The 14,681-nt window shown below is 69.5% G+C and carries 12 protein-coding genes; 3 read left to right on the forward strand and 9 right to left on the reverse strand.

What is annotated here, in order from left to right; translation table 11 throughout:
* Positions 1-12: 12 nt before the first annotated feature.
* Genes V7D63_RS09420 through V7D63_RS09430 form a run of 3 tightly spaced genes read left to right on the forward strand, consistent with a single transcriptional unit; the run spans position 13 to position 3,549 of the window.
* Entirely contained in the window at positions 13-654 is a 642-nt protein-coding gene (locus tag V7D63_RS09420) for a hypothetical protein (protein ID WP_333592018.1), read from the forward strand.
* Entirely contained in the window at positions 654-1,127 is a 474-nt protein-coding gene (locus tag V7D63_RS09425; protein WP_333592019.1) for a hypothetical protein, read from the forward strand. Before V7D63_RS09420 ends, V7D63_RS09425 begins: the two co-directional genes overlap by 1 nt.
* Before the next feature lie 16 nt (positions 1,128-1,143).
* A complete protein-coding gene (locus V7D63_RS09430; RefSeq protein WP_333592020.1) occupies positions 1,144-3,549 on the forward strand; it encodes a secretin N-terminal domain-containing protein in 2,406 nt (801 codons plus the stop codon).
* Here the strand turns inward: V7D63_RS09430 and V7D63_RS09435 are convergent, their stop codons facing one another.
* The 9 genes from V7D63_RS09435 to V7D63_RS09475 form a co-directional block, all read right to left on the reverse strand.
* Positions 3,550-3,981 (reverse strand): type IV pilus modification PilV family protein, encoded by a 432-nt coding sequence (locus V7D63_RS09435; RefSeq protein ID WP_333592021.1) that lies wholly within the window; start codon positions 3,979-3,981, stop codon positions 3,550-3,552.
* Positions 3,981-5,183 carry a type II secretion system F family protein gene (locus tag V7D63_RS09440; RefSeq protein ID WP_333592022.1) on the reverse strand — a complete coding sequence of 401 codons (1,203 nt, stop codon included), beginning with the start codon at positions 5,181-5,183 and terminating at the stop codon, positions 3,981-3,983. Before V7D63_RS09440 ends, V7D63_RS09435 begins: the two co-directional genes overlap by 1 nt.
* Positions 5,180-5,863, reverse strand: coding sequence for a class I SAM-dependent methyltransferase (locus V7D63_RS09445; RefSeq protein ID WP_333592023.1), 684 nt, complete (start codon positions 5,861-5,863; stop codon positions 5,180-5,182). The genes V7D63_RS09440 and V7D63_RS09445 overlap by 4 nt, the downstream gene beginning before the upstream one ends.
* Positions 5,860-7,608, reverse strand: a complete 1,749-nt coding sequence (locus V7D63_RS09450) for a GspE/PulE family protein (RefSeq protein ID WP_333592024.1) — start codon at positions 7,606-7,608, stop codon at positions 5,860-5,862. The genes V7D63_RS09445 and V7D63_RS09450 overlap by 4 nt, the downstream gene beginning before the upstream one ends.
* A 35-nt stretch (positions 7,609-7,643) precedes the next feature.
* Positions 7,644-7,907 carry a hypothetical protein gene (locus V7D63_RS09455; RefSeq protein WP_333592025.1) on the reverse strand — a complete coding sequence of 88 codons (264 nt, stop codon included), beginning with the start codon at positions 7,905-7,907 and terminating at the stop codon, positions 7,644-7,646.
* Between the two features lie 194 nt (positions 7,908-8,101).
* Complete coding sequence (locus V7D63_RS09460; RefSeq protein ID WP_333592026.1) at positions 8,102-9,574, reverse strand: hypothetical protein; 1,473 nt, start codon at positions 9,572-9,574, stop codon at positions 8,102-8,104.
* 649 nt (positions 9,575-10,223) lie between these two features.
* Positions 10,224-11,090, reverse strand: coding sequence for a glucose-1-phosphate thymidylyltransferase RfbA (gene rfbA, locus V7D63_RS09465; RefSeq protein ID WP_333592027.1), 867 nt, complete (start codon positions 11,088-11,090; stop codon positions 10,224-10,226).
* Positions 11,087-11,989, reverse strand: coding sequence for a dTDP-4-dehydrorhamnose reductase (gene rfbD, locus V7D63_RS09470; protein ID WP_333592028.1), 903 nt, complete (start codon positions 11,987-11,989; stop codon positions 11,087-11,089). Before rfbD ends, rfbA begins: the two co-directional genes overlap by 4 nt.
* Positions 11,986-14,487, reverse strand: coding sequence for a glycosyltransferase (locus tag V7D63_RS09475; protein ID WP_333592029.1), 2,502 nt, complete (start codon positions 14,485-14,487; stop codon positions 11,986-11,988). Before V7D63_RS09475 ends, rfbD begins: the two co-directional genes overlap by 4 nt.
* Positions 14,488-14,681 lie beyond the last annotated feature (194 nt).

Raw genomic sequence — 14,681 nt, forward strand, 5'->3', positions numbered from 1 at the left:
ACGGCATGGGCCGTGCGCAGTCGCGCCCTGATCGTCCGCCTCCAGCGGACGACGCCGCGCGAGCGTCTGTTGCTAGGCGCCTTGGCGCTGGGGGTTCTTCTCTATGCGCCGATCCTGGCCATGGACCAGCGGGCCGAGGCTTCGGAACGCTATGTCGACGCGGTGACCGAACGGGCGGCGGCGCGGCTGACCCTGAGCGCCGCGCGGCGCGCGGCGGCCGATCCGCTGGACCGCGCCGTATTCGAGGACATGCGCGGTTGGGGCTTCGAGGCCTCCAACCCCGCCACGGCCCAGGTGCTGCTGGAGCGGCGGCTGTTTGAAGCCGTCGGCCGCGCCCAGTTGGTCAATGCCCAGATCACCACCCGGCCCGAGATCGAGACCCTGGGCGCCACTCAATGGGTCGAGGGCGAGGTCCAGGCCGATCTGCGCTGGACCCCGGTCTTCACCTTCCTGGACGCGATCGCGGCCTGGCCCGAGGGGTTCCGCATCACCAGCTTCCAGTACGAAACCACGCCGCCGCCGGCCGCCAATGCGGGCATTCCGCCCGAGGTGCTGGCCGCCGCCATGGCCTTCCAGCCGCTGGGCCGGGTGCGGATCGGCGTGGCCGTGCCGGTGCGAATCGTCGATGCAGCGGCCACGCAGGGCGGCGCCTGATGCGGTTCCTGCCCTTCCTGTTCGCCATTCCCGTGATCGCCTTCCTGTTGGGCATGGCCTTCCCGGGCCTGCCGGAAGATCCCCCCGCCGTGACGCGCGGCATGGGCGGTCAGAGGGCCGAGATGCTGCGCCCCGGCGAGACGGCGGCCGCGGCCGTGCGGTTCCTGCGGACGCTGAAATCCGACCCCCCGCCTCCGCCGCCGCCGCCGCCGCCCGTCTATGTTCCGCCCCCCCCGCCGCCCCCGCCCGACGTGGCGGTGGTGTTCAAGAGCCTGCTGGCGGGCGTCGAGACGGACCCGGCGACGGGCCGCCTGCACGCCCTCGTCCGTGATTCCGCCTCGCCGACGCCGCAAATCACCCGCATGGCTGTCGGACACAGGTTCGGGGACGGTTGGCGGATAAGTGAAATTTCAGAGACCGCCGTCACACTGCGCAAGGGTCGGGAGACCCGCGTGGTCCGCCTCTACGGCTGATTCTCGGGAGAGCCGCATGATCGATACGACCTCCAGCCGCCGCATCGGAACGGCCGCGTTCCGCGCGGGCCGCCGCGCCGCCGCCCTCGCCCCCTTGCTGCTGGCCGCCGGCTGCGCGGCCTTCCCCTATATGTCGGCCACGACCACGCGGCCGGACGCCGCCGCCGCGTCCGGCGACGAGATCACCGTTTCACGCGGCCCATCCCAGGACCAACCCCAGGGCCAGATCGGCGGCGAGCGTCGTCCGGCCGAGATCCTGACCTTGCCGGGCAACGCCCCGTCGGCGCAGTCGGCGCGCCAGCCCGCCACCGAAGCCGAGATCGCCGCCCTGGTGTCGGATGAACAGGTCGACGCCACCCTGGCGCCGCAGTCGATCCCCCAGTTCGCGGCCACCGTCTTCGGCGGCGTTCTGGGCGTGCCCTATACGATGACGCCGGATGTGGCCCAGCGCGTCGAGACCATCGCCGGCGGCACCGGCGGCACGGTGTCGAAACGCAACCTGTTCCGCATGACCCAGTTGGCGCTGAAACAGTACGGCATCGACGTCTATATCGAGAACGGCTTCGTCACCGTGGGCGATCCTGGCAGCGCGGGCGCGCCCGGCGGGTCCCAGATCGTGCGCGGCCGTTCGATCCCGACCGCCAACGGCCGGGTGGTCCAGGTCTTCAACGTCCAGACCGTCGAAGTGAATGCTTTGCAGGCCCTGTTGAGCCAGACTTTCGGCTCTATCGCCCAGGCTCAGGTCACGCCCGACGTGGCCTCCAACAGCCTGATCATCACCGGCAACGGCCGCGATGTGGCCCAGTTGGTGCGCCTGCTGCGCGAGATCGACCAGCCCCGTTTCGCCGGCGCAAATGTATTGCGCGTCGAACCGGCCTTCATGTCCGCCGACACCCTGGCGGCGGCGGTCGAACAGGCGCTGACGGCCGAAGGCTATGCGGTGTCGCGCAACGCCTCGGCGCCGCGATCGATCATGATCCTGTCCTATCCGGCGGCCAATCAGGTGCTGATCTTCGCCAAGGACCCCGAGCTGGCGGATCGCGCCAACTATTGGGTGTCGAACCTGGATCGTCCCGCCACGCTCGGAGACAAGGCCGCGACCTTCGTCTATCAGGTGCGCAACACCGACGCCGCCTCATTGGGCCGTCTGGTCATCGGTCAGGCGCCGCAGTCGATGTCGGCCCAACCGCCGGTCGGCGTGCCCGGCGCACCGCCCGCCGCCAGTGCCAGTGGCGGCCAATCGTCTCAGAGCCAGAACAACGGCGGAGCCTCGTCGGAAAGCGGCCAGTTCCTTCAGGGTCGACTGCTGACCGACCCCATCGGCAACCGCGTGCTGTTCACCGGCACAGCCTCGGACTACGCCCAGCTTCGCGCCCTGTTGGCGACCCTGGACACGCCCGCGCCCCAGGTGGTCATGGAGATCATGATCGCCGAGGTCACCCTGACCGACAAAACCGCCCTGGGCGTCCAGTTGTTCGGCGAACATTCCGGCGGCGACGGCGACTGGACCGGCAATACGGGCGGCATCGCCATCGGCTCGACCGGCGCCTCCTTCACCTTCACCGGCCCAGACCTGCGGGCGGCCATCAACGCCAACGCCTCGAACAACCGGGTCAATGTGCTGCAACGCCCGCAACTGGTGGCGCGCAGCGGTGAAATGGTGCGGTTCCAGGTCGGCACCGACGTGCCGATCATCACCTCGCAACGGGCGACCAACACCAATACGGGCAACAACGGCTCGGACGTGCTGCAAAGCGTGCAGTATCGCCAGACCGGCGTGATCACCGAGGTCACGCCCATCGTCTATGGCGACCGGATCGACCTGACGATCACTCAGGAGATCTCGTCGGCCGGCGAGCCGCCGGCGGGCACCAGCATCGGCAGCCCGACCATCCTGAACCGCAGCCTGACGACGCGCATCCAGGTCGCCAACGGCTGGACCGGCGTCCTGGGCGGCCTGATCGCCAACAACTATTCCAAGACCAACAGCGGCGTGCCCTTCCTGAAGGACCTGCCGCTCGTCGGCTCGGCCTTCCAGGCCAACAGCGTCAGCGGCGATCGCACCGAGCTGCTGATCCTGGTCACGCCGCACATCGTCCGCAGCGACCAGGACATGGCCGACCGCGCCGACCGCTACGCCGCCGACATGAACGCGGCCTTCCGCACCGGCGCGGGCTGGTCCTACACCCTGACGCCGTTCGGCGGCGGACCCGCCATACGGGGCGTCGGCTTGGATCTGCCCAGCGCCGCGCGCGCATCGGAACGGCCGCCCCTGATCCCGCGCCGTGCGCCGCCCGCCGAACCACAAGCGGCGGAACCCGAGACCGCGCCGTCGGAGACGCCCGCGCAGCCGGAAACGCCGCCCGAAGCGCCGCCGTCGCCTCCGGCCGTGGTCATGGCGCCGCCGAACGGCCGTCCCTGATCAGAAGCCGACGCCCGCCGCGCCCGTGTTCATCCGCCGCCAGCCCATGCGGTCGAACGTCAGGGGCGCCGGCGGCGACCCGGCGACCGGCTGAATGCTGACGGTCATGGTGTAGAGCTGGACCTCAAAGGCCCCCTGCCCCACCGGGAAACCGGCGTTGGTCACCGGCCGCCCCTTTGGAACCGATATCCAGCGCACCGTCTCGCCGCCGGGCACGGTGATCGATCCGTCCGGCCGCTCCATGGGGTTCACCGTCCGCGTCAGGGCTAGGGCGTTTTCCTGTAGGGCCGACTGGGCGATGGCGCGCTGGGCGCGCTCCTGGCCGCGCGCCATCTGCTGTTGCAGTTCGAAGATGGCCATCAACATGATGGCGGCGATCGTCAGGGCGACAATGGCCTCGATCAGGCTGAAGCCCTCGCGGCCCGGCCGCATCAGCCGACGGCCTCGAAGGTGCTGGACAGGGCCAGGACCAGCGACAAGGCCACAAAGCCGACGATCAACGAAATGAAGGCGATGGCCAGCGGCTCGATCAGGGCCGTCAGCCGCTTCATCCGATCCCGCAGCCGGTCTTCGTAATTGTCGGCGATGAAGCCGAACATGGCCCCCACCGCGCCCGACTTCTGGCCCGCGCGCAGCAGGCTGAGGTCCATCTGCTCCAGATGGGTGTGCGAGGCCAGCGAGGCGTCCAACGTCACCCCGGCGCGCAGATCGCTGTCCAGCATGTCCAGTCCCCGCCGAAACGACCCGACCGGCACGGCCGCCCGCGACAGGGCCATGGCCGACAGGATCGGCACGCCACTGTTCAGAGCGAAGGCCGACAGGCGCGCCCAGGCGGTGATCTCGCGCGCCTGGATCACCGGGCCGATGATCGGCGCGGCGTGGGCGACGGCATAGGCGCGGGCGCGGATCTGGGCGTTGGCGGCGATCGCCACGCCCAGGGCGATCAAGGCCCCCACGGCCAGGCCGACGATCGGCAGATTGGCGTTGGCGAATTCTCCCGCCGCCAGAACCCAGCGCGACATGGCCGGCACATTGGACCGGTCGTCGCCGATCATGGCCCCGAAGCGCGGCACCACCTGGGTGAAGATGAAGCCCACCGCCGCGAAACCGGCGAACAGCAGGAAGGCCGGATAGGTCATGGCGTTGGCGAAGTCGCGCCGCAGCCGATCCTCATAGGCCATCTGTTCGGCCGCCTGACGCAGCACCTCGGCGATCTTGCCCGAGGCCTCGCCCACGCGGGCCATGGCGTAGACGTAGTCGGGAAAGCCCGGAACATTGTCCACCAGGGCCTGACCGAAGGAATCGCCGCGCCGCAGGGCCGCGATGGCGGCCTGGAACTGAGTCTTGCCCTTGCGCGCCTGGATGCCCTGGGCGACCGTGTCCATCGCCTCCAGCAACGACACCCCCGCCTCGATCATCAGCGCCAGTTGACGCAGCACCAACACCCGTTCGGCGGGCTTCAGGTCGCGGTCGCGGCCCTGGGCCTTCACCGCCGCCGGGGATATCTTCAGCACCGTCAGACCATCGGCCGACAGACGGCGCACGGCGGCCGATTCGTCGGGCGCCATGACCTGGCCTTTCAAGGTCAGGCCGTCGCGGCCTACGGCCTCGTACTGGAACGACAGGTCGGTCATGGCCGATGAAAGGCCGCGATGCGCTGGCCACGCGGATGGCCCCAGTCGCCGATGGGTTCAAAATCCCATCCGGTCTGGCGCGCCGCCCATTCCAGATCGGTCAGCCGGTAATGATAGGGGTCGCGGTCGTCACGGGTGACGACGCCGGCGGGCGCATGGGTCAGGGGCTGGTAAAGGTCGGCTTCAGCCGGACATTCGAAATAGGTGAACAGCGCCTGGCCGCCGCTGTGCATCGCGCCCTTCAGCTTCGCCAGACAGCGCCGCAGGTGGTTCAACGGCAGATGGGTGAAGACCGACTGGGCGATGGCGAAATCGACCGGCTGGGGCAGAAACCCGAAATCGAAGTCGTCGTTGACGGCGAAGTGCGAACGCGGCGCGCGCGCGCGCAGGGCGTCATCCAGTTCGGCGGCGTATCCGGCGTCGATCAGCGCCTCGGACAGATCCGTTCCGAAATAACGACCAGGCTCCAACCAGCCGATGGCGCGCACCCCCAGGCGCAGAGAACCGCAGCCAATGTCCAACAGGCGTTGATCCGGCCGAAGTCCCCGGGCGATCAGAAACGCCATTTGATGGGCGCCCATCTCGTCCCACAGGCCGCCGATCAGGTGACGATGGTCCCCTGCCTGGGCGCCGCGGGTGATCGCCTCGGTGTCGTAATAGGGACTGGGTCCGCCGGTCACGACACGTCTCCGCCGCCGACGATGCGATGCACCTCGGTCAAGGCCGTCTCGCCGCGCCGGGCCTTCAGGAAGGCGTCGTCGCCAAAGCTGGTGAAGCCCTCGCCGCGCGCGACGGCCGTCAACCGGTCCTCGTCCGCGCCCTGACGCAGGGCGCCGGTCATGGCGGCGGACATGGGGGCGATCTCATAGACGCCGACCCGGCCGCGGAACCCGGACTGGCCGCATTTCGGACAGCCGACCGGCTCGTGCCAATTCGCCTTTTCCTGCCCGGCGGCGGCCTTCACCGTCGCGGGCAGTTCAGCCTCATGGACGGCGGCCTCCTGCGGCGTCGAGGGGCGTTTGCAGTCGGCGCACAGGCGACGGACCAGACGCTGGCCCTGAACGCCGCGAATGACGTCGGCCAGCAGATAGTCCTCTATGCCCAGGTCCAGCAGACGCGGAATGGCTGCCAGGGCCGAATTGGTGTGCACGGTCGAGATGACCAGGTGGCCGGTCAGGGCGGCCTGGACGGCGATGCGCGCCGTCTCGGGATCGCGGATTTCGCCGACCATGATGACGTCCGGGTCCTGACGCAGGATGGAGCGCAGGCCGGCCGCGAAGGTCAGGCCGATCTCGGATCGCACCCGCACCTGGACCACGCCCGGCAAGTCCAGTTCGACCGGGTCCTCGACCGTGATGATCTTGCGTTCGCCGTCGTTCAGATGGGTCAGCAGGCGATAGATGGTGGTCGTCTTGCCCGAACCGGTCGGGCCGGTGACCAGAAAGACCCCGTTCGGCTGTTCCGACAGCTCCAGCAGGGTCGCCTCCTGATCGGCCGAGACGCCCAGTTCGGCTAGTTCCGGCAGGCGGCTGGTCTTGCCCAACAGGCGCAGCACGATCGATTCGCCCCATGACGCCGGAAGCGACGAAACCCGCAGATCGACCTCCTGACCCGAGACGCGGATCGACTGGCGGCCGTCCTGCGGCAGGCGGCGTTCGCCGATGTCCATGCCGCTGAGCAATTTGATGCGCGAACAGACGGCGTCATAGCTGGAGCGCGGCGCCGAGCGGACGGTGGTCAAGACGCCGTCGATGCGCATCCGCACCAGGAACCGATCCTCGAACGGCTCGACATGCACGTCGGACGCCCGCCGGGTCAGGGCCTCGGCGAAGACGGCGTTGACGAAGTCAATGGTCGGGGCCTCCTGCGCCAGTTCGCGCAGACGTGCGGCGTCGGCCCCGCCGCCCATGATGTCGATCTCAAGTCCCGCTCGATCCCGATGGGTCAGGTCGCCGGTCAGACCCTCGATCGTCGACCTCTGGGCCAGGAAGAAGGTGACCGGATCGGCCATCGCCTGACCGATGCGTTCGCCCAGCAAGGTGTCCAACGGCTGCACGGCGGCGCAGAAGATCGGCGAATCGGCCTCTTCGCCCGCGCGCCAGGCCACGGCCTCGCGCTCGGCCCACCAAGAGACGGGCGAACCGATCTCGGTCAGAAAGGCGGCGATGCGGTCGGGCGCGGGCGCGTCCTCGGACGCCAGGATCGCCAGGCCGAGCTGGTCGGACAGAACCTCCAGCAGCCGCGCCTCGGACAGGGCGCCCAGACGCACTAGGTTCAAACCGATCAGCCCGCCGTTCTGGGCTTGCAGCGACAGGCCGTTCTGCAGGTCTCCCGGCGTGATCATCTGCCGTTCGAGCAACAGTTCACCCAGCCGACGGCGGCCGGCGGCGGGAAAGCGGATCTGCACGGAATCGGTCGCGGACACGGTCACACCCTGGATGAGCGCCTGGCGCGGCGTCGTCAGGCGTTCAACTCGGGCATCAGGCCGTCAACGATGAAACGCATGTTCGTCGAAGGGTGAGCCATGGAGCGGAGAAAGGCCAGGGTGTTTCCCGCCTGTTCCTGGAAGGTGAAGCTGCAGCCTTCGTTGAAGGTCACATTCTGGAAGATCGGCGCCTTGCCGCCTTCGTAGAACAGGGTCGCGCCGTCGAAGACGACATTGACGTAGCTGTTGCCGTCGAGATCGACGCGGCCGGTGAGGGTCTGGTCTTTGATATCGGCCAAGGTCGGCGCTCCTGATTGGGGGTGTCAGCCGTTGATAGCCGGTTTTGCCCGCGGAAACAGCCTGCGCGCCACGACGGCGAAACCATGGCGCGCCAAGCTTTTACGCAAAAAGACCTGGGCTTCGCACAAAAGAAAAGAGGGAGGGCCGAAGCCCTCCCTCCCGTCGAACCATCCGAGGATGGAGCGAGCGTTTCTTACGGCACGTTCAGTTGGTTCTGGTCGTTGGCGACCGTACCGCTGTTGAACTCGGTGATCGAGCCGTTCGACAGGGTGGCGTAACGACGGGCCGTGATCGAGTTCGAGGGAGCCTCGATCGAGATCTGCACGTCGCCGCGGCCCCAGTTGCCCAGAGCGGACGACAGGGTGGCGGTGTTGACGACCAGTTCACCGTTGGCCGGGATCGAGGCCGCGATCTGAACCGGGGCCGGAGCCGCAGTGTAGCCCGAGGCCGACGAGGCCGCGTTCAGCACCTGGGCGAAGACCGGACCCGTCGCCGCCGAGGCGACGTTGCCCAGACGGATCAGGTTGGTGGTGCCGGTGACGGTCTGGATCGAGGTCGAGTTCATCCACGGGAAGATCACGTTCGTGCCGTCGCGCTGGATGGTTTCCAGAGCGCCGGTGGCCGGACCTTCTTGGTTATACCAGGTGCCGTCCAGAGCGTAGGTGACCTGAGCCGAGTAGGTCGAGCTGGGGATCACGCCGCCGGTTTCGCGGGTCACGATGAACGGAACCGGGCCGGCCGTCAGAGCGACCTGCTGGTTGTTGATCGTGGCCGTGGTGGCCGCACCGTTGAAGGTGGCCGACGCGCCCAGAGTGGCACCGCCGCCGCCGCCCGGAAGACCGTCGAAGGCGCTGAAGTTACCGGTGACGACCGTGTCGGCGTCAACCACATGGGCGGCCGCCGCGAACAGGGTGCCCGTCAGGTCGGCGTGCTGGGTAGTGTCCACGGTGATGCGGATGGTGCCCAGTTGACCGGCGGTGGCCGATTCCGGAGCGACGTTGTGGCCGCCGGAGGTGCTGAAGGTCGTGTAGACCGGGGTCACCGCCAGGGTGGCGAAGGTGTCGGCCAGGGCGCCGCCGCCGGGAGCCGCAGAACCGATGACGCTGTCGAACACGACGTCGAAGGCGCTGCCGCGCGTCACGATGTTGCGCGAAGCGGTCAGACCGTCGATCGGGGTGCCGGCTTCCGTGGCCAGGGTGGTGGTCACGGTGGCGGTGCCGGCGCCCGGGGTGATCGGCAGCAGCAGATTCAGACCCGAGCAGTCCGGGTTCGAGTTCGAGATCAGGAAGGTCACCGAGGTGCTGCCCGAAGCGCCGCCCGACGACAGGGTCGAGGTGAAGGTCGAGCAGGCGCCGACGCCGCCCGTGATGACACCCGCGCCGACGGCCGACGAGAAGGTGCCGCCCGTCAGAGTCACGGTCAGGACGACGTTGCCCGACGGCAGGCTGCCGCCCGACAGGGTGTCGACCAGGGCGAAGTTCGCCGATCCCGGCGGCACCTTGGCTTCCGAGGCCAGCTTGTAGGCCGAGGTCGTGCCACCGGTTTCGGTGGCGTCGATGGCGCCGGCGACAGGGCCGGCCTGGAAGGTCAGGGTGTGAGCGCTGGCGGCGCCCGCAAAAGCCATGACCGAAGCGGCGGTCGCGGCGAGAAGGATGTTCTTAGTCATTTGGATATGGTCCCCCAAAGAAACCCGTTGTGTGGACGTAGCCAACGTTGAAACGCCTTTCGGCCACAGTTCAAGTCTGAAAACTCAGGCTAGGCTGCGCCCACGGCAAGCGCTTTCTATCCTGACGACTTTCGCCGGGTCAAGGGCATTTGCGCGGCGCCGCCCGTTGTCACATTGGTGAAACGCAAGCACTCACGGGTGTTTAGTAGGGTCGCCCGGATTCGTCGTTTCAAGCCCCGCGTCGCATTCCCCACGCCGACGACACCACCCGTCACGCGAAACGACGACATGCGGCGACGGCTCGCTCAAAACCGAGATTGGGGGCATCATCGGTATGGAATTCAAAGCGTAAGTACATTTGAGGCGTCGATATGCGGGGACGCTTCCGGCCTATCGGCCAAAACCCGCGCCCTCGTCGTCGTCCCCTGTGGGTTGAGCGCCTCGCAGGCTCGGACGCGGTCTTCACAAGGAAACTCGGCCGTGGCGAAACGCCTTCGTCGGCGCGACGCCATGCAAGAGGAGCCGCGTCACGTGGCGCGGAAGCAACACCCGGCGTCGAGACCCGGGATTCGCGCCCGAGTCGATTCATGGACATGATCTTGGTTCAACGGCGGGAGCCATCCACGCGGCCGACAACGGGGTCGTCTCGCTAGGCCGTCTCGGCTAGGACCCGCCGCAGATAGTCGCCGTAGGCGTTGCCCATGCCCGCCGCCAGGCGCTCCAGGGCGGCGGCGTCGATGAAGCCCTTGCGCCAGGCGATCTCCTCGGGACAGCCGATCTTGAAGCCCTGTCGTTGTTCCAGGGTGCGCACGAACTGCCCCGCCTCGATCAGACTGTCGGGCGTGCCGGTGTCCAGCCAGGCGAAGCCCCGGCCAAGGCGTTCGACCGACAGCCGTCCGCGCTCCAGATAGGCGCGGTTCAGATCGGTGATCTCCAGCTCGCCGCGCGCCGACGGCTTCAGGGCGGCGGCCAGCTCGGGTGCATGGGCGTCGTAGATATAGAGACCGGTCACGGCCCAGTTCGACCTGGGCGCCGACGGCTTCTCCTCTATGTCCGCGGCCCGCCCCTCGGCGCCGAAGGCGACCACGCCGTACCGCTGGGGATCGGTCACATGATAGGCGAAGACAGTCGCGCCCTCGCGCCCCATGGCGCGACCGAACACCTCGCCCGCGCCGCGCCCGTAAAAGATGTTGTCTCCCAAAATCAGCGCCGAAGGCCCGCCGGCCACGAAGTCGGCGCCGATGACATAGGCCTGGGCCAGGCCCTCGGGCCGGGGTTGCTCGGCATAGGACAGGCTGAGACCCCATTGGCCGCCATCCCCCAGCAGGCGCTCGAAGGCGGGCCGGTCGTGCGGCGTGGTGATGATCAGGATCTCGCGCACGCCCGCCAGCATCAGCGTGCCGAGCGGGTAGTAGATCATCGGCTTGTCATAGACCGGCATCAGTTGCTTGGAGACGACCTGGGTCATCGGATGCAGCCGCGTGCCCGCGCCGCCGGCCAGGATGATGCCCTTCATCGGTCCCCTCCCCGCGTCATGCGGCCGACCAGCGCCCCCACCGCCTCGCGCCAGGGCGGCGCGGTGATTCCATAGTCGCGCGCCAGGGCGTCCGACGCCAGCGGCGAACGGCGCGGACGCGGGGCGCGGCCCGGACCCGTGTCCGCCGGGCGGCCGGAAACGAGCGGCGCGGCCGATCCCCCCGCCGATTCGCGCGCCGTCAGGATCGCCTGGGCCAGGTCGCGCCAGCTCGCCTCTCCCGCCCCGGCGAAATGATAGACGCCGCCGGGCGCGGCCGGGTCGGCGGCCAGACGCGCCGCGACGGCGATCAGGGCGTCGGCCAGGGATTCGGTCGTCGTGGGCGAACCGAACTGATCATCGGTCACGGCCAGGGTCTCGCCCGAATCGGCGCGGTCCAGGACGGCGGTCAGGAAGTTCGGGCGGTCCGGCCCGATCAACCAGGCCGTGCGCACGATCACGGCGTCCGGCGCGGCGGCCAGCACCGCCGCCTCTCCCTCCAGCTTGGTGCGGCCATAGACGCCGAGGGGGCGCACGGGGTCGGTCTCGACATAGGGGCGGTCCCCCGCGCCGTCGAAGACATAGTCGGTCGAGATATGGACCAGCCGCGCCCCGGTCTCGGCGGCGGCGCGGGCCAGGGCGGCGGGCAGATCGCGATTGAGGCGACGCGCGCCGTCTGGATCATGCTCAGCGCCGTCCACGTCGGTCCAGCCCGCGGCGTTGAGGATGACCGTCGGACGGCGCACGGCCAGGGCGGCGGCCAGGGCGGCGGCGTCCAGCGGATCGAGATCCGTCCGACGGGCGAAGACCGGCGCCAGTCCCTTCGGCCAGTCGGCGCGCGACAGGGCGCGGCCCAGCCGCCCGCCCGCGCCGATCACCAGCACCGACGCCGAATCGCTCACGCCTGGATCGGCGGCGGCGGACGCAGCCGGTCGAACGGGCGTCCGTCGCGCGCGAAATGGGGGTTGAAGCCGGGGTCCGCGGCGAATCGTCCGCCCCAGCGGCTCCAGACCCGCCGCGTGGCCTCCATCGAGGCGCGCAGCCGCTCGCCGTCCAGGCTGAGACCCCGCGAACGCGATTCCAGATGATAGAGGGTCGCGCCGGGTTCGTAGATCACCGCCAGACCCTCGGCCTGGGCCTTCAGGCACAGGTCCACGTCATTACCCTCGACCGGCAGGCGTGCGGCGTCGAACCCGCCCAGGCGCCGAAAGACCGCGTTCGACATCGCCATACAGGCGCCGGTCACGGCCACGCAGCGATGGGCCAGGGCGTGTCGGCCCAGGTTTCCGGGGTCGGAGCCGGGCAGGCCCACCCCCTCATGAATCAGAAAGGCCGTCGGCCGGGGGCGGGCGGCCATGCCCGCGTGCTGAAGGGTCCCGTCCTGATAGACCAATCGCGCGCCCACGGCTCCGACGCCGGGCCGCATCGCCTGGGCCGCCAGGGCGTCCAGCCAGTCGGGGCTGATGACCACGGTGTCGTTGTTCAGAAAGACCAGAACGTCGTCGTCGCTCTGGGCGGCGGCCAGATTGTTCATCAAGGCCCAGTTGAATTCGCCGTCATAGGGCATGACCTCGATCTGGCCCGCCGCCTGGCGCTCCATCAACAGGGCGCGGGTCTCGGCCTCGCGGCTCAAATGGTCGACCACCACCACGCGCATGGCGCAGCGGTTGGCGGCGCGGTGCGTCTCCAGACTGTCGAGACAGGGCCGCAGCAGGTCCAGCCGGTCGCGCGTCGGTATGATCACCGTGGCCGAGGCGCCGTCGGCAAGCGCGTGGCGCACACGAACCGCGCCCGACACGGCCGCCCCCAGCACGTCGGTCTGGAGGACCACATCAGCCGCCTCGCCCATGCGGGCCAGGTGGGCGCGGACGACCTCGGCCCAGCCCGCCGCATCGGGCTGGGGAACCGCCTCGATCCGGCGCGTGAACAGCACACGAGGGATGGAGGCGACGATCGCGCCCGCCTCGGCCGCGGCCAACACGGTGCGCGCGCCGGCCGGAACCCCGTCGCCCGCGAAGGCCAGGCAGTCGCCGACCCAGGACGACTGGCGCACGAAATCCAGATCGAAGGCAGGCTTCAGCACGGGCGCGTCGTGATCGCGCAGCCGCCAGTCGTCATTTCCTTCGGCTTCGCTCGCCAGCACGTCTTCATCGACATAGGCCAGGGCGGCGTCCGGCCGCGCCGCGAACAGGGCCTCGACCGCCTCGACCGCGTCCGGCGACAGCAGGCCCGAGGCGGGGAAGGCCAGAACCGGACCGGCGCCCGGCGTCGGTTCGCCGACCGTGATCGCCGGACCGTTCGCGCCGGCCCATCCGCGCCGGGCGGCCAGGTCCTGAATCAGGCGACGGCCCTGATCATCCAGACCGACGACGAACACGCCGCTGGGCGTGCGGCTCTGCTCCAAGGCGCTGTCGATCGCCTCCTCGACCCAGGCGGGCGAACACCCGGCGGCGTCGATGCGGACGCGCGTCCGCCCCGGCACGGCGGCGGGCAGGGCCGCGCGGATCGCCTCATGCGCGGGCCGGCACCAGGCGTCGAAATAGGCGGGCCAGTCGGTCGCGCGGCGGGTCAGGGCGGTCTCGACCGCGGGCAGCATGGTCTCCAGCCGCGCCAGGGTCTCGCGAACCGTCGCCAGTTCACGCCGTACGGTCTCATAGGCCGGAACCTCGGCCGGGTTGGTCTCGGCCAGGACGCCGACGCCCAGCGGCGCCGGGTGGCCGGTCTCGCGCACCTCCAGCCTCAGTGTCTCGCCGGGACGCGCCAGGCCGCGTGGAATCGGCAGGCTGTAGCCCGCGCCTGTCGCACCGGGGAAACGATCCTCCATCTCGCGCCGGAAGACGCCGGTGGCGCCCGCCGACACGAAGGCGCCGTCGGCCCACAGTTCGACCGCCAGGCGACGTCCCGGATCGTTCAGATCGACGGCCCAGCCGGCGACCCGATCCGTGTCCACCAGATCCAGCGCCCCGGCGACACGGCGCTTCGCATCGCTCTCGGCCTGCGTCACAAGCGCGGCCCAGGCCGGATCGTCGAACGGCCGCGCCGTCATGCCCATGCGGACGGCGGCGTCGGGTTCGGCGAACAGGGCGCGGTACAGTTGCGCCCAGGACCGCGCGGCGGCGGTCTCGGCGACGGCCGGTTCCGGCAGGTCGAAGGCGGCGGCGGCCCAGGCCTTCAACGCCTCGGACGGCGGATAGTCGAACAGCGCTTCGCGCGGCTCTCCGCCCTGGGCAAAGGCGTCGGCGATGCGTTCACGGAACTCGGGCGACTGGAAAAAGATCGCCGTCAACTCGGACAGGGGCTTGTCCATGAAGCCGGACAGGTCGGCGCCCGGCTCGGGCGCGCGACCCAGGGCCAGGGCGTAGAGCCGTTCGATCCGGCTGTGTTGCTCGGCCTGGTCCAAAGACCCCTCCTTCGCCCTCGCCCCACGGGTCTAGCGGCGGCCGGAAGCAACCGCAACGCGCGCAAGAAAAAGGTCCCGGAGCGTTCGTGCGCTCCGGGACCCTTGAAGAGGCTTCGCTGCCCGCGCTTACCCGAAGAAGTGGTCGTTTTGCGGGGTGTTGTTGCGGTGATCGGGGGCGTTGATCAGGGCGGCGA

This window comes from Brevundimonas sp. (assembly GCF_036732845.1).
In the GTDB taxonomy this organism is placed as follows: Bacteria; Pseudomonadota; Alphaproteobacteria; order Caulobacterales; family Caulobacteraceae; genus Brevundimonas.